The 16,776-nt window shown below is 58.6% G+C and carries 13 protein-coding genes; 9 read left to right on the plus strand and 4 right to left on the minus strand.

Going from position 1 to position 16,776, the window contains the following annotated elements:
* Positions 1–19: 19 nt before the first annotated feature.
* The 3 genes from ABH944_RS23935 to ABH944_RS23945 all read right to left on the minus strand — a co-directional run bounded on the left by ABH944_RS23935 (position 20) and on the right by ABH944_RS23945 (position 3,868).
* Positions 20–934, minus strand: coding sequence for a PhzF family phenazine biosynthesis protein (locus ABH944_RS23935; RefSeq protein ID WP_404609681.1), 915 nt, complete (start codon positions 932–934; stop codon positions 20–22).
* Positions 935–1,106: 172 nt separating this feature from the next.
* Complete coding sequence (locus ABH944_RS23940; protein WP_404609680.1) at positions 1,107–1,721, minus strand: ankyrin repeat domain-containing protein; 615 nt, start codon at positions 1,719–1,721, stop codon at positions 1,107–1,109.
* A gap of 92 nt (positions 1,722–1,813) precedes the next feature.
* Positions 1,814–3,868, minus strand: a complete 2,055-nt coding sequence (locus ABH944_RS23945) for a M3 family metallopeptidase (protein ID WP_404609679.1) — start codon at positions 3,866–3,868, stop codon at positions 1,814–1,816.
* Positions 3,869–4,397: 529 nt separating this feature from the next.
* Between ABH944_RS23945 and ABH944_RS23950 the strand changes: the two genes are divergently transcribed.
* The 7 genes from ABH944_RS23950 to ABH944_RS23980 all read left to right on the plus strand — a co-directional run bounded on the left by ABH944_RS23950 (position 4,398) and on the right by ABH944_RS23980 (position 12,203).
* On the plus strand, positions 4,398–5,393 hold the full coding sequence (locus ABH944_RS23950; protein WP_404609678.1) for an ABC transporter substrate-binding protein: 996 nt from the start codon (positions 4,398–4,400) through the stop codon (positions 5,391–5,393).
* Entirely contained in the window at positions 5,390–6,259 is an 870-nt protein-coding gene (locus ABH944_RS23955; protein ID WP_404609677.1) for an ABC transporter ATP-binding protein, read from the plus strand. Before ABH944_RS23950 ends, ABH944_RS23955 begins: the two co-directional genes overlap by 4 nt.
* 16 nt (positions 6,260–6,275) lie before the next feature.
* Positions 6,276–7,025, plus strand: coding sequence for an ABC transporter permease (locus ABH944_RS23960; RefSeq protein ID WP_404609676.1), 750 nt, complete (start codon positions 6,276–6,278; stop codon positions 7,023–7,025).
* A 37-nt stretch (positions 7,026–7,062) separates the two neighbouring features.
* Complete coding sequence (locus ABH944_RS23965; protein ID WP_404609675.1) at positions 7,063–7,794, plus strand: ABC transporter permease; 732 nt, start codon at positions 7,063–7,065, stop codon at positions 7,792–7,794.
* 154 nt (positions 7,795–7,948) lie between these two features.
* Positions 7,949–8,743, plus strand: coding sequence for an FRG domain-containing protein (locus ABH944_RS23970; RefSeq protein WP_404609674.1), 795 nt, complete (start codon positions 7,949–7,951; stop codon positions 8,741–8,743).
* An 809-nt stretch (positions 8,744–9,552) separates the two neighbouring features.
* Positions 9,553–9,819: a hypothetical protein gene (locus ABH944_RS23975; protein ID WP_404609673.1), complete on the plus strand. Its 267-nt coding sequence runs from the start codon at positions 9,553–9,555 to the stop codon at positions 9,817–9,819.
* A gap of 365 nt (positions 9,820–10,184) precedes the next feature.
* Positions 10,185–12,203, plus strand: coding sequence for a hypothetical protein (locus tag ABH944_RS23980; RefSeq protein ID WP_404609672.1), 2,019 nt, complete (start codon positions 10,185–10,187; stop codon positions 12,201–12,203).
* Positions 12,204–12,401: 198 nt separating this feature from the next.
* Here the strand turns inward: ABH944_RS23980 and ABH944_RS23985 are convergent, their stop codons facing one another.
* Positions 12,402–13,406, minus strand: a complete 1,005-nt coding sequence (locus tag ABH944_RS23985) for a LysR substrate-binding domain-containing protein (protein WP_404609671.1) — start codon at positions 13,404–13,406, stop codon at positions 12,402–12,404.
* A 323-nt stretch (positions 13,407–13,729) separates the two neighbouring features.
* On the opposite strand from ABH944_RS23985, the gene ansP reads away from it, so the two are divergent.
* Entirely contained in the window at positions 13,730–15,220 is a 1,491-nt protein-coding gene (ansP, locus tag ABH944_RS23990) for an L-asparagine permease (RefSeq protein ID WP_404609670.1), read from the plus strand.
* Positions 15,221–15,351: 131 nt separating this feature from the next.
* On the plus strand, positions 15,352–16,767 hold the full coding sequence (locus ABH944_RS23995; RefSeq protein ID WP_404609669.1) for a circularly permuted type 2 ATP-grasp protein: 1,416 nt from the start codon (positions 15,352–15,354) through the stop codon (positions 16,765–16,767).
* The last annotated feature ends 9 nt before the right edge of the window (positions 16,768–16,776 follow it).

Here is a 16,776-nt window from a genome sequence, read left to right on the forward strand (position 1 = left end):
CCTGGTCCGCCTGGTCCGTCTAAACCGAAGAGGCGAGCCGAAACGATCCTTCCATGACGCTGACACACTTGCCGCCAATCCGGGTCCGTGTCTTGCCGTGGTGCGTATCCACATTGGCGATCAAGACGCTCGGCCGCCCCATGTCTACTCCTTGACCCACTCGCAGCACCAGATTCGATACGCCCCGGACCTGTGCAACGAGTGCGGCCATGGCCCCCGTTGCGCTGCCTGTTGCCGGGTCTTCGGTCATGCGTGGCGTGAACATGCGGGCTTGCACATCGCAGTCAGCGTTAGTCACGTCCTGGCCTGCATCGCGCGTGTAGGCGTAGATAGACACCGCTCCGTCGATTGGCAACACCCTTTTGTAAGCGCCGAGGTCAGGCGTACACCTGCGGAGTGCATCCCTGGACCTAAGCTCGACAATGACGAACGGGAGGCCGACCGAGGCCACTTGCGGCGGGTGAGCGTCGATCAGGATATCGGCGGGGTCTAGTGAAAGACAGGCGGCTACGCGGTCTTGCGGCACGTGCGACAGCCGGTTTAGCGGCTCCGGCGCAACGAGTTCCGCTCCAACCAGCTTCCCGTCCTCTTTCAGTTGAGTGACCGGCACCAGGCCCGCTGCCTCCTCAAACACGAGTTGATCGTGTAGAGGCGTTGGACCCGCCGCCGCTCTTGCAGCCAGTACAAATGCCGTACCAATGTTCGGGTGCCCCGCGAAAGGAATCTCGCGGCTTGGCGTAAAGATTCTTACCCAGGCAGTGTTGGCGGGATCGCGAGGCGGCAAGACAAAGGTTGTTTCGCTATACCCGAATTCGGCCGTAATCGCCTGCATCTGATTCGTCGACAAGCCCTCAGCGTCCAACACGACGGCAACCGGATTACCCTTGAATTTCTCGTCCGTGAATACATCTGCCGTGACATAGCGACGGTTCATGAATGCCCCCTGGGTTCATTAAGCTTGAATGAGCTCGATTAAGCTCGCCAACGACGAACTCCTATTGTTACGCGATGAACCGTCAACACGCCCTGTACAGATACGCAATGATGAATCGGGCCAGTAGCGCCAATTCAAAGCCCTCATGCGCAAGTGTCTTGCATGCTGTTCTTCAGCCACCCAACCGGTCGATGATCTCTTTGGGCAGGCGTCTTGGGCGCGCGATGTCCACCGCGTCGCGGCCCGCAGAATCCGCTATAGCCGGGTTCGCGCCCGCTTTGATGAGGAGGTCCAGTGTCTTGAGCCGCTTAAGCCGGGCGGCATAGAAAATGGGTGTCTCACCATGCGCTCTGAGATTGAGATCAGGTTTGGATTTGAGGAGCGCGCGGCATAGAAGATCGTCGTCGCGCCATACTGCCGCCCAAAGTGAATAGCTGGCGTTCGCGCCGCGTTGCAAAAGGAATTTGACCAGAGTTAGGTTCTCCCCTCGTGCGACTGCATACCACAGCGGCGTTACCCGAAAATCGCCTTCGTCCTCGTTCATCGGCACTTCGCGTTCAAGCTCCGCACCGGCTTCGAGAAGGGTGGTAACGGTGCTGATCCCGTTCGGTTCGCGGAGTTGGGAATTACTCCCAGGTTTGACCGCGCAAGCACGATGCAGGGCGGTACGTCCCTGTGGATCGGTGACCCTGGCCAGCTCCGGCGCCAAGGCCATCGCCGCTTCGACCGAAGCGGCGTCCCACAGGCTGGCAGCAGTAAACAGTGATGTTCTGGAAGGCTTGGCCATCTCCGAATCCCGTATGCGACTGGCGCAAACATGACGCGCTGCATTTCCAGCAGAAGTGACGCGCGTGACCCCGGTCGCTCCTTGCAAAGCCCTCATTCCTCCCGCAGCAAATCCCGTTTGCGCAACATCGGCTCGGCGCGCGGATCACGGCCGCGAAATGCCCGGAACGCCGAGCGTTGTTCGCGGCTGTCGCCTGCGCTGTACACGTACCGCTGCAGTTTGTCCGCTAGCGCGGAATCGAACGCGTTGCCGGCTTCTTCGAATGCATCGAATGCATCGGCTTCGAGGACCTCGGCCCACATATAGACGTAATACCCGGCCGCGTAATAACCGCCGCTGAAGATATGGCCAAAGTGGGGCAACCGGTGGCGCATGCCCACTTCGCGCGGTACGCCGATACGCTCCCGCTCCGTCGCATCGAAGCGGGCGATGTCGATACCCGCAGGATCACTCTGCAAATGCAGCGCCATATCGATCAAAGCCGACGACGTGTAGGCCACGGTCTCAAACCCCTGGTTGAAGGTCTGTGAGGCCCTTATCCGCTCGATCAGCTCAGCCGGAATAGGCTCGCCAGTCGTCACGTGCCGGGCATGCTTCGCAAGCACTTCCGGCACGGTGGCCCAGTTCTCCATCAACTGCGAAGGGAGTTCCACATAGTCTTGCGGGACGTTGGTACCCGACAGACGGCCGTAGTTCACATCAGAAAGCAAGCCATGCAGGCCGTGGCCGAATTCATGAAACAGCGTGCGCACGTCGTCGAAACTGAGCAGCGTCGGACCTTTGTCCGTGCGGGCAAAATTGTTGTTGTTCACCACGATCGGCGTCACCTTGCCGCCATTGCGTGTTTGCCTCCGATAGATGTGCATCCACGCGCCGCCCTGTTTGTTGGGCCGGGCATAGTTGTCGCCGAGGAAGATACCCACCTGTTCGCCACCGCGGCGCACCTCCCACAGGCGAACGTCCGGGTGATACAGCGGCACGCCGGTTTGCTCGCTGGTTTGCTCGACAAACTGCAAACCAAACAAGCGTCCCGCGCAATCGAACATGGCGGCCAGCATCGCGTCCAGGCTGAAGTACGGTTTCACTTGTGCATCGTCGAGTGCATAGCGCGCGACCCGTACTTTTTCGGCCAGGTAATACCAGTCCCAAGGTTCAACCGACGTGGGTTCACCCAGCACGGCAGCTTGCTCCGCCAACGCCTGCCGCTCCTGCCCGGCGCTGGCCTTCGCCGGCTCCCATACCTGGCTAAGCAGTGCGTGAACCGCGGAGGCGTTGCCCGCCATGCGATCGGCAAGCGCATAGTCGGCGAAGGTTTCGTAGCCCAACAAACGCGCCTGCTCCTGCCGCAGCATCAGTATTTCGCGAGCAAGCGGCCGGTTGTCGCGCGCCGGGTTTTCTCCACGGCTGGTCCACGCGCGCCATGCGGTCTCGCGCAGATCCCGGCGGGTCGACCATGTAAGGAAGGGCTGCACCAGCGAACGCGAGAGCGTGATCACGTAGCCCTCCACACCGCGTTCCCTGGCGGCGCTCTGTGCCGACTCACGCAGAAAATCGGGCAAGCCGCCCAGGTCGGCTTCGGAGACAAGCGGCAACTGGTAGGTGGATTCGTCGGCGAGTATGTTCTGCGCGAACTGCGTCTGCAAATCTGCAAGCCGCGTGGCGATGGCCGCGAAACGCTCGCGTGCGGCCCCTTGCAACGTGGCGCCCGTACGAACGAAATCAGTATGCAGACGTTGCAGCAAGCGCTGTTGCTCTTCGCTGAGATCCAGCATGGCGGCTTGCTGGTGAACAGCGTCGAGCCTGGCAAAGAAACCGGCGTGCATCGCCACCTTGCTGTCGTGCGCCGCCAGCAGCGGCGCCATTTCGCGCTGCACCGCCTGCAACGCGGGCGGCGACTCGGAGGAGCACAGGTTTTCGAAGGTCAGCCTGACACGATCAAGCCGGGCGCCGGCTGCATCGAACGCGGCTACGGTATTGTCGAATGTCGGCGCGGCCGGGTTTTCAGCGAGTGCATCGATTTCCGCCAGATGCCGCTCGAAGAGCACCGCGAAGGCGGGCGCGAAGTGTTCGCTTCGGATCTGCCGGAACGGCGGTAACTGATACGGCGTGTGCCAGTCCTGTAGCAGCGGGTTACCGTTGTCGGTCATGTCGATCCGCCTCGCGCGGTAGGGATGGTCGGGAAGTGAACATGATATGACATTGCCGATGAACGTTTTCGGCTCGGTCAGCCCGGCGCTTTGGAGGCCCAGGCTGCACGCCTGCTTCAAAAGTTGGATGATTGACCCTGGGGCATCATTCATCTTCACCTGGGATGCTCAGCGAGAATCTGCTTCAGGAACCGTTATCGGGTTGCCAATCCGGGTTCCAATCCACCTCGTGCTGCTTTCTAATGCTCCGTTGCACCATTGCCGGGAGGCCGGCGCCGTCAAGATAATTGGGTTGTGTACGCTATTTATCCTGCGGTTTTCGCAGCCAGTTTGTTCGCGTATTTTTTGATTCAGTAAACTGAAGAATGCTAGGTGAATATTGAAACAAAGCCTGGTTTCAAAGGGGTCCACCGGGCGATATCACCCGGCATGCTTCACGCATAAGAATTGAAAATAACAGGTGTACGCTCTTTTTGACTGTGTAATCTAAAGCAAGTGATCCTCTCTCTATCCTGGTCCGGAGTAACCAATGAAGTCATTCATCACGCGTGCGGTCACGTCGTTTAGTATGTCACTACTCCTCGCTGCCGCCCCCGTGCGATTCAACGTCGCGCATGCTGATGAAATCTCGGTAACGCAATGGGGCAGCAGCTTATATGGACTTCCGTATGCAGTCGCCATGCATGACGGACTCTTCAAGAAGGCGGGCGTCGACATCACCGGCATCCTCAGCTCCGGCGGCGGAGGCACGACCGTTCGCAATATTCTCGCCAGTAAAACACCCTATGGCGAAGTGGCTGTTTCGGCGGCGCTCGCGGCCCAGCGCCAGGGACTCGACCTCGTTATCGTGAATGTGGGGACACGCAGCGTCGCCGAGGCGTCGATGGTGACCATGCCCAACTCTGACGTCAAAAATGTAGGTGACCTCGCCGGCAAGAAGGTCGCCATTACATCGCCGAAAGGGGTGTCTGAAATGTTGCTGCTGATGGTCCTCAAGGAAAAGGGCATAGACGCGAGCAAGGTCACGCGGATCGCATCGGGCGGGTATGTGAACGGCTTGACGCTGCTGGAGCAGGGTGGCGTGTCAGGGGCCGTATTGATCGAACCTCTTTCAATCATTCGCAACACTAAGTACCGCACGGTATATCGCGCCGGCGATATCCTCCAGCCCATGACCACCTCGGTTGGCATTACTACCCGGGAGTTTGCAAAAGAACATCCTGATACCTTGCGCGCGATCATCGCCGGACGGCGCGCGGGTGTCGATGCAACCTACGCGAATCCAGCCGCCGCGGCAGCATTGCTGCAGGAGAGTTTCAAACTGACGCCTGAAGTGGCAAAGACGGCAGTGGACAACATGGTCAAGTCGCGCATGTGGAGCACCGGCGAGTTCGATCGCACAGAACTTGATCGCATGACAGACGGTCTCAAGCTGATCGGCGAACTCAACGGCAACGTGGACTGGCCCAAGCTTGTTGACACAAGTTTCCTTCCCGCAGACCTGAAGGCCAAAGGAAAACCATGACCGCGGCGAACACATCCTTGAACCGGTCCGCGCCACTCAGGGTCCTGGACACGTCGCCGTCGCAGACGCCTGAGGAGGCGCACGCGACGCTCACCGGCGTTACGCGGCATTTCACGAAGAATGGCTCGAAGGAACTTTTTCATGCGCTGGGCCCAATCGACCTGACGCTGATGAAGGGTGAATTCTTTTCGGTGGTCGGGCCCTCGGGTTGTGGCAAGTCCACCTTGCTCGACGCACTCGCGGGCCTGTCCGAACCGAGCAGCGGAACCGTCATGTTCGAGGGGCGCCCGGTCAAGGGCGTACCGGATGGCGTAGGCGTCGTCTTCCAGGAAGACGCGTCGTTCCCATGGCTGAATGTGCGCGACAACATTTCGTTCGGGTTACGCATGGCGGGCATGGACGGCGCCGAGATCAAGCGCAGAACCGACTACGCAATGGGCTTCATGGGCCTGAAGGATTTCGCGGGCGCTTATCCGGCGCAATTGTCGGGAGGCATGCGTCAGCGCGTGTGTATCGCCCGTACGCTTGTAACGCAACCGCGGCTGATCCTGCTCGATGAACCCTTTGGCGCGCTCGACCAGCAAACGCGGCTGCTCATGGGGGACGAATTGCTGCGGCTGTGGCGCGAGACTTCCGCCACCGTGCTGCTGATTACGCACGCGCTCGACGAAGCCGCGATGCTGTCCGATCGTGTCGGCGTGATGTCGGCACGCCCCGGTTTGTTTATCGACATTGTGGAAACGGGCTGGAACCGGTCGCGCGACAGCCGCATTGTCTCAACGCCGCGTTTTGGCGAAGTCAACGCGAGGCTGTGGGAAAAGCTGCGCGTTGAATCGATGAAGGTGATGGGCACGGCCGCGCACTAACCAACCGGAACTCAACGTGAAGACCGAGAACATCTTGCGGGCGGTGGTGGTCATCAGCTTCATCGCGCTGATCGAAGTGCTATGCCGCCTGGGCGTCATCCCGGCGAGCGTGCTGCTGGCCCCTTCGGCAATGGTGACGCATGGTGTCGAGTTGCTGCGCGCGGGCAAGTTCAATCACGACATCGGGATCAGCCTCCTGGAGATCGTGACGGCATCAGTCATCTCGGTACTGCTGGGCTTTGTTGCCGGTTTGAGTATTCATGCGTTACCGCGGATGCGTCGGGCGCTTGAGCCCCTGTTGTCCAGCTACTACGCGGTGCCTACATTCATATTTTATCCGGTGTTCATCGTGGTGCTGGGCGTGGGCCCGCTGCCGATCATCGCCATCGCGGTATTGCTCGCCGTGGTGACCATGATTACCGCGACCCTCGACGGCCTCGATCGCATTCCCCGTGCGCTTCACAAAAGCGGGCTGGTCATGCGCCTGCCGGCATGGCGCTCGGCTTTTTTCATCAAGCTGCCCGCCGCGCTCCCGTATCTTTTCACGGGGGTAAAGCTGGCGGTGGCGTATTCGTTCATCGGCGTGATTGCGTCTGAATTCATCTTGTCCGGATCGGGCGTTGGGTATGCGATCGGCTACGCCTATAACAACTTCCAGAACGACGACATGTACTCGCTGATGTTGCTGATCCTGATTACCGTGACCCTGGTGAACATGTTGCTGAATCGCATCGATCACCGGTTCCAGTCCCGCCGTCAGCGCTAATCAAACCTCAAGCCTCATGCCATCCGCCGGAGCGCTCATGAAACATCCCTTCGACCCGTTGATTGTTGCCGCGGTCATTGTTGCTTGCTGGCAAGTGCTGCATCTGACGGTTGGGGACGGTTCGCTGTCCTCGCCCTGGTCGACGCTGACAGAGCTCGCGCATATGCTTGGCACACAAGCCTTCTGGTCCAATGCAAGCGAGACCGCAAAGGCGCTCGGGCTGGCGCTCATCATTGCGCTCGCGGGAGGCATTCTGCTGGGTGTGGTGCTCGGCGTGAACCGCATGTCCGGCGTTGTCGCCGAGCCGATTTTGCTGAACCTCTATTCGCTGCCGAAAGTGACGCTTTACCCGCTGGTGCTACTCGTGTTTGGCCTTGGACTGTCGGCCAAGGTCGCGTTCGGCGTCATGCACGGGTTGATCCCCATTTTGATGTTCACCATGAATGCGATCCGCCAGATGCGGCCGGTGTATTTGCGCGCGTCGCGGACCATGCGCCTGCCGCTGCATCGAACGATCCTTCATGTGGTGTTGCCCGCTGTGTTCCCCGAGATTGTCTCGGGACTGCGCCTGGGATTCTCCCTGACGCTGCTGGGTGTGCTGATTGGTGAAATGTTCGCGTCGCAGCGCGGGCTTGGCTACATGCTGACCAGCGCGATGAACCTTGGCGATATTCGCACCATCATGGCCGTCGCGTTGTTCCTTACCTTGTTTGCGCTGCTGTGCAACGGCCTGCTGTTGATGGCGAACCGCCGCCTGCAACACGGTTGATTGTCATGGTTCATCGTCATCATTGAGGCTGACCATAGTGAACAAGCTCCTCCCGGCGGGACCCGCGCTTTACGTTTTCCACTCGACTGTTTCTGCCACGTCCGGAACAGGTGATCGGGCACGAATCAGCGAGTGCTACTCTGGATAATTGACGATGCAAACTATCATTGTGTCGAGTTGGCAAGAGTTCATGGATCTCACCATTGAACTCGACGGTTGGGCGTTTCGGGGTCAGCAAGACGCCCGATGGCAATTGCAAAGCTCACTCTCGCGCTACCTGTCCGCGTTCGTTCCGGACCGCTCAGCGTGGCGCATTCAGGAACAGCGCGCCATTCGCATCTTCAGGCGCAAGGCGCACAACTATCTTTCCGATGTTCGCGCGCTGTCCGACGACCTGCGTTGCCTTGGCTTGATGCAACATCACGGCGCACCAACCAGGTTGCTCGATTTCACCAAGTCGCCCTTTGTTGCCGCGTTCTTTGCGCTCGAGCGCGCAGTGTCCAGCGCCGCTGTTTTTGCGGTCAATACGCCGGCGCTGTGGACGGATCGCGCCGTTCCTGTTTCGGCGCCGCATCTGGTGCGCGAAATGATCGACCCGCGCCTGGCCGGGAACTTCGAGAAGTTTTATCTCAGCGACGAAAACCCGGTGATGTGGTTCGGGGAGCCCGCCGAAATGGATCAGCGGCTGATTGCGCAAGCCGGCACCTTTGTGTTGCCCGGCCTGTTGCGCCAGCCGCTGGACATGATCCTCGATCAATACACCTGCAGCGACGAACTGCTGCGCAAGATCGTGTTGCCGTCGGATCTACGGGACGAAGCCATGCGTTCGCTCTACAGGATGAACATCACGAACGCATCGCTGTTCCCGGACCTTGAAGGACTCGCGCGTTCAATTGCGCTTGAACTGGAGATCGTATGGCCTGCACAGGTCATGAAAGCGCAGGTTTGATCCCGGCTTGATCAGGGGCAGGGCGGACGCAGTATTTCCCTAGCGTCGGTGATCGGATGGCTCAAGAATCAGACTCACTCGCTTAGCTCGGGATTGTTCCTGGTCGCCGCGATAATCGCAGTCGCTGGTATGGCCGTTATCATTCTTATCCCGGCAAAGCTGGTCAACCGACAACAATCAGGTAACGGAGGCACGCATGCTGTCTCCGTTCAATCGTTGCCCAGGGTATTTCGCTGTATTGACTCAGGAAGCGTCGCCAGAAACGCTTGGCCTTCCTTTGAATTCAAATTGAGCGCCCAGAGCGGCCGAATTGCAGTCAACTGCGTGTTAACCCACCCCTTCAGATAAGAAGCGAAAAGGGTAACGGTGCTTTCCTTGCAACGCGCACTCTGACTTTCTCCCCGACAGATAAAACCCCAACGTCCCCTAACGAAAGCAGTTCGTAATAGCGCATCCTTGCCATGCATTGAGACCGACCGAGGAAACGCCATTGACCGCCGCGTCGTAGCCCGAAAGTTTGAGCCGGGCATATTATATTTTTCGATAGATATTATGATTTGTTTGATAATGCGCTAATACCATTTATCATCCGGTCAACCTGCATCTCGCGCGGGCTGTGCGCTGAAAAGTGCCCTGGAGTAGGAGCAGCCGGCTGGTGGGCACGTCGGCATGGTGAGTACCGCACGCGCGGCAGTCGCCTGAACGCGACGTTTAATATCTGCGTTTTCACACGTTTCACACGATGTTGCGTAAGCATGCCGCAGTTGTGATTTGAACCCAAACAATGCGTAGCGTGGAGACGAGAACACATGCCCAGGCTTCCAGCCCTGAAGCAAAACAAGAATTCCCCGCTGATCATCGGCCCAATGCCACAACTAATCGAGCTTCGCCAATCCAGCGATCTGAAAATAGGTTTGGGGCGACGTGCGCCTCAATCGACCATTAGGCGTTTATCAGTTTATTCATCAGACAATATAACCAACAATCTTCAAGCGCTGCTCGACGGCAATTTAATGGGCTTCAGCGATCGTCTTCACGCAAAGACGGGTCTTCTGCGGAAATCCCGCTGCATCTAAAAATGCCGGACTCCCGCCGGACAGGCGGGGGCTTTTATCTTTCCGCACCGAAATGAACAATGATAAAACTCGATAAAGTTTCGATGTTTCTTGTGATCACCAGCGTATTTCTAAGCGCATGCGGAGGCGGCGGAGGGGGAAGCGACTCAACCAGTGCATCGGGTCAACCCAATGGCGTTTCCGGCTCGGCAGGTAGTCCGTCTTCGGCCAGCGGCGCGTCGGGCTCCAGCGGCGCAAGTAGCCCTGCCGCAGCTTCAAGTTCCTCAGGCGCTGCAACGGGGTCGTCCAGTCCCGCGTCGGCGGCATCAACGCCCGCTCAAACCTCGTCAGCCGGTTCGAGTACGTCGGTGCCAGGCGCCATTGTCATGCCTCTGGAAGTGATGAGTGCGAGCAGCGGCAAGATCATCAGTGCAACGCTTAGTGTTCCAAACGGCGCGTCGGCTAAAGTCCTGACCATGCAGGTCAACAATCTGTCGTACGACGCTAAAGGCTCCATTCAGATAAATGGCGGAAACTGGATTGATTTAACCAACGCGAACGTCACGGTGCTGGGCAATGCAAAATTGTACGGCGGCATAGGAGGGGGCTACGACACCATCAGCTTGAATGTGCCCGTCTCCGGTGCGGTCAATGGCAGCAACGTAGTCAACTTCCGGTTCAACACAACAGATGGAGTCAGTTCCGGATACAGGGTTTTGTCGTTCAACCTGCAGGATGGCTCCGGGCAAAATTTGATCCCGGCGAGTGCTTTCACTCAAGACGATCCTACCCAATGGACCACGCCGCTTCCCGGAGCCAGTGATATCAGTGCAGGCCAGACATTGTGGCAAAGCGCCACGTTGATAGATTCGCCAATCAACGCGGGTCAGCAGCTTAAGGCTCACTGCATGGACTGTCATTCCGCCAGCGGCAGTGACTTGTTCAAATTCAATTTTTCGAATAATTCGATTGTTGTGCGAAGCGAATATCACGGCTTGACTCAAAACCAGGGCCTGCAAATTGCCAGCTATATCCGCAGCCTGGCGAACCGGTACCCCACGCCGGGTCCGAACTGCAGACCATGGAACCCGCCTTATCAGCCGGGGCCGGGCTTGGACAGCGCTCCCGTCAGCGACTGGACATGCGGCGCCGGAATTAACGCGGTATCCGAGAACGACCTGGACACCCTTGCCGCGATTTTTCCGGGCGGGATAAACAAAGCTGCCATAGCGACCAAAGGGCAGATCAACATTCGCGAAATACCCATCGGTTTTCAGTTGCCGGACTGGAATCACTGGGTTCCTCACATTCATCCCAAGGACGCATGGGGCGACTATTTCACCAACAGCAACTTGAACAAGTTATATGCGGGTGAGGGTACGGGGAACGGAACATACAATATGAAAACCCAGCTTGCGACGGGCGGGACACCTTACGCGCAAGGCAAGACGGGCGATATTTTCAACGATCTCTATTACTGGGGCGTCGCACTCGGTGAGAACTTCGCTCCACCCAATGCGGGGGTGTCAGGAAGCTATACCATTCCTCAACAAGAAAATCTCTATGGGACGGTGCAGTGGCAGCTTGTGAAGTCCTGGGAACTGGCCCAGGACTACTCCCTCGAAGTCAATTGCCCGGCCGCATGGGTCAATGAGGAGCAAGCTCCCAAGGCTGAAGCACGGGGCTGGTGCGGATATTGGAGGTTCATATTCAATGCCTCCCCGCAAATACAGAATTTTCCGGTTGCGAACAGCATGTTCGGTAGTCCCGTTGCCCATTACGTGAAGGCAAATCAATGGTATTACCTGCAGATTTTGCTGAACCCTGGATCGGGAGCTCACAACGTACATTTGCCGACCGACTGGCAATACGCGTATGGCCTGCTTAACAACCTCTATCAGAGCAGCGGCAGACCCGAGCCGATCAGGAACTTCCTGTATGTCCTGAAGGGCGCCCAGGAAATGGATAACGGCGTGGGGGTCACCAACGTCGACCGTGGCTGGACCATTCGGGATTCCAGTCCCCTGGATGTGTGGAACGGCGGACAGAGCGGCGTTTGGAAAGGCACCAGCCTCGCGACGGAGCAGGCGATTGTCGGCGCATTCCTGTCGAACTGGATGGATACGACCACAAGCTTCGACATCAACACGTGGCAGCGTGAAGGCCAGCCGAACGCTGTACCCGGCGAAACGACCTGCTACTGGAGCATGAGGAGCTTATGCGCGATCAACTATGTCCACGGGACGCTGTCCGGCGGCACGGTCGAGAATTTCCCCACCTGGACGTGGAACCAGATCCCTCTGATGCAAGGCGAGGGAATCGATAAAGTGCAGGTGAACCGGCTGGCGACGTGGCTGAACATTGCCTATCCGAGCGGCAACTACCTGAGCCTGCTTCAGAACTGACCAGCGGCTGCGCGTGAGGTTTGAGGCTCGCGCTGCCCGGCAATACCGCAGTATTGTCGGGCAGCGGCCATTGGGGAAAGGGGGGGATGTCCGGCGGTGCGCTTGACGAGGTCGATCTGGCGTTTGCCAGGAATACGGTCAGGATGACGAACAGGCCGCCGGCTGCTTAGCCGGAGACAACAGGCCGTTCGTTGAAAGCTATTTGGAAGAATAGGATTGCGATGTAATCTCCGCAGGGACAAATTCTTGTCTATACAGTCCCCGGCTCTCCGATGGTCCCTTTACGCCCGTCTGAGGCGTCTGTTGTTCAACGTAAGACCATAGCTGTTCCGCTGCTCGACCTCTCTGCTTACCGGAACGGTACAGACGTATTTCCAGTTCGGTAGTCCACGCGTCAGAGCTCGCCCGGACAAGCGTGCCGTCGCTCAATTCCTTGGCAATACAGCTCTCCGGCAACCAGCCGATACCGTGGCCTGCCACCACCATACCTTTCAAGGCTTCGGACATGTGGGTCTCGAAGCATCTGTACAGAGCGTACGGCTCGGTTGCATTCAGCAACAGCATTTCGACCACGTTCCCGAGGAACGCTCCTGACGAATAAGCCAGCAAAGGCAGGGGTTTACTGCTTTTTCCGGGTAGCTCGAATAACGGTTTGCCATTGCTGCCCGCGGCAGAGACGGGCAGAACCCGCTCGACACCCAAGGTAAGGAACGGAAAGAGATTGGGGTCCAGCCCAATGGGAAGATGCGGATGGTGGTAGCCCATCAGCAGGTCGCTGTCACCGGCGAGAAGATGTTGCACGCCTTCGGGGACATTGACCGCCTGGACCCGGGCCATGATGTCGCCGAACCTGGCCGTAAGCCGCTTGAGCCAGTCCGGGAAAAGCGTGAACACCAGCGTGTGAGCGACCGAAAAATGAATCACATGATCACTGTCGGCAAACTGCTCATAACCGCCCACCATATTACGGGCAGCATACATACTCTTCAGGATGTCCGTTGCCAGGCTGCGGAATATGCGGCCCGCGGGCGTGAGCGAGATCGGGTTGACGCTGCGGTCCACCAGTTTCGTGCCCATCCAGGTCTCGAGGGCGACAATGCGCCGGCTAAATGCCGACTGCGTTAAATCCCGGTTGCGGGCCGACCGGGAAAAGCTTTTTGTCTCCGCAAGACTGAGGAAATCTTCCAGCCATTTCGCTTCCATAGTCATCGCTCTTATAAGGACGTCGACCGCTGCCATGGGTCAATAAGTTTCTCTAGCGTGCCACAGGTCGACTAACCGCCAATATCTATTTTCGAATGGCCTTAGTCGAAAATTGCATAGGCATTGCACCCGCCAATTTGGCACCCTAATTTGGGGCGTCCCTGGCTAAGTCCACATGTCGCCCGGCATGTCGATCGGGGTCTACGTCACTTGATAGCGTTTGCAAGACTGAGCCGGGAGGCTTTGGACAGGCACGACCCTACCGCCAAAGCTCAGCGCCAGTCTGTCAAATTTTGAAAACCGTTCTTGAGCAGGAGATGATTATGGCTACAGCACCCGATCAATCATCGGTTCAAACGCCTGGTGAGTTGGACAAGCAAAGCTGGCTGGAATCCCATGAAGCGGGGTACCACAAGACTTTAGGTAATCGTCAGGTTCAGATGATTGCAATCGGCGGCGCCATTGGCACCGGACTATTCTTGGGCGCGGGCGCGCGCTTGCAAATAGCCGGTCCGGCCCTGGCGCTGGTCTATCTCGTATGCGGTGCCTTCTCATTCCTGATCCTGCGCGCGCTGGGCGAACTGGTCATGCACCGACCCAGCAGTGGCAGCTTTGTCTCGTATGCACGTGAGTTCCTGGGGGAGAAGGCGTCGTTTGTCGCCGGCTGGATGTACTTCCTCAACTGGGCGATGACCGGCATTGTCGACATCACCGCGGTCGCGCTGTACATGCATTACTGGGCGGCATTCAGCGCCGTTCCCCAATGGTTGTTCGCATTACTGGCCTTATGCATTGTCGCCACGATGAACCTGATCGGCGTGAAATGGTTCGCCGAAATGGAGTTCTGGTTCGCCTTGATCAAGGTGGCGGCCATCTCGCTGTTCCTGCTGATCGGCGTCGCCATCCTGGGCACGGGTACGCCCGTCGCCGGACACGCAACGGGCTCTCATCTGATCACGGAGAACGGCGGGCTGTTCCCGCATGGCCTGATGGCTGCGCTGGTCCTCGTCCAGGGTGTGGTGTTCGCCTTTGCGGGGGTGGAACTGGTCGGCACGGCCGCGGGAGAGTGCAAGGACGCCCGCAAGGTGCTGCCGCGTGCGATCAACAGCGTGATCTGGCGTATCGCACTCTTTTACGTGGGATCCGTGGTCCTTCTCGTTTGCTTGCTGCCGTGGAGCGCCTATAAGGCGGGGCAGAGCCCGTTCGTCACGTTCTTTGGCGCGCTTGGCGTGCCTGGCGTCGGCTCGGTGATGAATATCGTGGTTCTCTCGGCCGCGCTGTCGAGCCTCAACTCGGGACTGTACTCGACCGGACGCGTGTTGCGCGCACTGTCAATGGGCGGCTCCGCGCCGCACTTCCTCTCACGCATGAGTTCGCAATCGGTTCCGTACGCCGGCATCCTGGTGACGGTGGCGATCTACATCCTGGGCGTGGTGCTCAACTATTTCGTTCCGTCGAGCGTGTTTGAGATCGTGCTGAATGTGGCGTCGCTTGGCATTCTCAGCACCTGGGGGTTCATCGTTGTCTGCCAGATGAAGTTGCGCCAGGCAGTGGCCCGCGGTGAAGCCGAGCCCGCTACCTTCAAGATGCCCGGCGCGCCGGTGACGTCCTGGCTGACACTGGCGTTTCTGCTCGGCGTGCTGGTGTTGATGGCGTTCGACTACCCGAACGGAACGTGGACGGTCGCGTCGATTCCCGTGGTGGTCCTGCTGCTGGTGGCCGGGTGGTATGGAGTGCGCCGCCGCGCACTGACCATGATGAAACCGACGATCCCGTCGGTCGCGCTGACCCAGAGCATTCTCGAAGACAACTAGAGCTAAGCGTGCCGGCACGGATGCGATCGTGACACCCGCATGGGTCGCGCTCGCGTGCTTTCCGGCCGCCCACGCGAATTCTGCGGCCACGCGAGCACCTTCCAATCCAACAAAAACCGCGGAGAAGTTACGTGAAGCCATTCGATGAGATGCTGACATCCGGTGATGGAGTCCGCCCGCCGTATAACCTGCTCAAGCAATGGCTGGATACGCAGAATCCCATGAATCTCGCGCAGAAGGCGCGCGACGCAGAAAGTGTTTTCCGCAAGACGGGCATTACGTTCGCCGTGTACGGAGAAGCAGAGGCAGCCGAACGCCTGATACCGTTCGACATCATTCCTCGCATCATTTCGGATACCGAATGGAATCGCCTGTCGCAGGGAATTGAGCAGCGTGTCATTGCGATCAACGCGTTTCTTCACGACATCTATCATCGGCAGGAGATCGTGAGGGCCGGGATCATTCCGAAGGAACTGATTGCCGATAACGAAGCCTTCCTGCCGGAGATGATCGGCTTTCGACCGCCGGGGAATGTCTACACGCACGTCATTGGCGTGGATATTGTGCGCACGGCTGAAAACCAGTTCTATGTGCTCGAAGACAACGCCCGCACGCCATCGGGTGTCTCCTACATGCTGGAGAACCGCGAGACGATGATGCAGCTTTTCCCCGAGCTTTTTCAACGGGTCAAGGTGCGTCCGGTCGAAACCTATCCGCAACTACTGCGGCAGTCGCTGGCGGCCGTGTGTCCGCCTGGCGGTAACGAAGCCAATCCGACCATCGCCGTGCTCACGCCCGGCATTCACAATTCCGCGTACTACGAACACTCGTTCCTCGCCGACCAGATGGGCGTTCATCTGGTCGAGGGCAGCGACCTTCAGGTGGTGGACGGCAGGGTCGTCATGCGCATGACGGAAGGCTTTCGCCCGATCGACGTGCTGTATCGCCGGCTGGATGACGCCTTCCTCGATCCACTGACCTTCCGGCACGATTCGGTGCTGGGCGTGCCGGGCATCATGGACGTCTACCGCGCCGGGAATATCACCATTGCCAACGCGCCAGGCACCGGGATCGCGGACGACAAGGCGATCTATTCCTACATGCCGGAGATTGTCGAGTTCTATACAGGCCGCAAGTCGATCCTGGAGAACGTGCCGACCTGGCGCTGTGCCGAGCCGGACAGTCTTCGATACGTACTGGACCATCTTGAAGAGCTCGTCGTGAAAGAGGTCCACGGTTCAGGCGGTTACGGCATGCTGGTCGGGCCGGCCGCGTCGAAGCAGGAGCGCGACGAGTTCGCCGTCAAGCTCAAGACCTGGCCGGGCAACTACATCGCACAACCCACGCTTGCGCTCTCCACCACGCCAATCCTGACCGAACAAGGCCTCGCGCCGCGCCACGTCGATCTTCGTCCGTTTGTGCTGGTGTCCGACCGTATCCACATTACTCCCGGTGGGTTGACACGGGTGGCATTGAAGGAAGGCTCGCTCGTGGTCAATTCGAGCCAGGGCGGCGGCACCAAGGACACCTGGGTGCTGGCTGAATGAGTTGGCTGA

Origin of the sequence: Caballeronia udeis (assembly GCF_044909315.1) — a bacterium.
GTDB lineage: Bacteria > Pseudomonadota > Gammaproteobacteria > Burkholderiales > Burkholderiaceae > Caballeronia > Caballeronia udeis_A.

Coding starts and splice junctions, on each gene's coding strand:
- ABH944_RS23935 (WP_404609681.1), bottom strand. CDS start 934: ATGAACCGTCGCTATGTCACGGCAGATGTATTCACGGACGAGAAATTC.
- ABH944_RS23940 (WP_404609680.1), bottom strand. CDS start 1,721: ATGGCCAAGCCTTCCAGAACATCACTGTTTACTGCTGCCAGCCTGTGG.
- ABH944_RS23945 (WP_404609679.1), bottom strand. CDS start 3,868: ATGACCGACAACGGTAACCCGCTGCTACAGGACTGGCACACGCCGTAT.
- ABH944_RS23950 (WP_404609678.1), top strand. CDS start 4,398: ATGAAGTCATTCATCACGCGTGCGGTCACGTCGTTTAGTATGTCACTA.
- ABH944_RS23955 (WP_404609677.1), top strand. CDS start 5,390: ATGACCGCGGCGAACACATCCTTGAACCGGTCCGCGCCACTCAGGGTC.
- ABH944_RS23965 (WP_404609675.1), top strand. CDS start 7,063: ATGAAACATCCCTTCGACCCGTTGATTGTTGCCGCGGTCATTGTTGCT.
- ABH944_RS23970 (WP_404609674.1), top strand. CDS start 7,949: ATGCAAACTATCATTGTGTCGAGTTGGCAAGAGTTCATGGATCTCACC.
- ABH944_RS23975 (WP_404609673.1), top strand. CDS start 9,553: ATGCCCAGGCTTCCAGCCCTGAAGCAAAACAAGAATTCCCCGCTGATC.
- ABH944_RS23980 (WP_404609672.1), top strand. CDS start 10,185: ATGCCTCTGGAAGTGATGAGTGCGAGCAGCGGCAAGATCATCAGTGCA.
- ABH944_RS23985 (WP_404609671.1), bottom strand. CDS start 13,406: ATGGAAGCGAAATGGCTGGAAGATTTCCTCAGTCTTGCGGAGACAAAA.
- ansP (WP_404609670.1), top strand. CDS start 13,730: ATGGCTACAGCACCCGATCAATCATCGGTTCAAACGCCTGGTGAGTTG.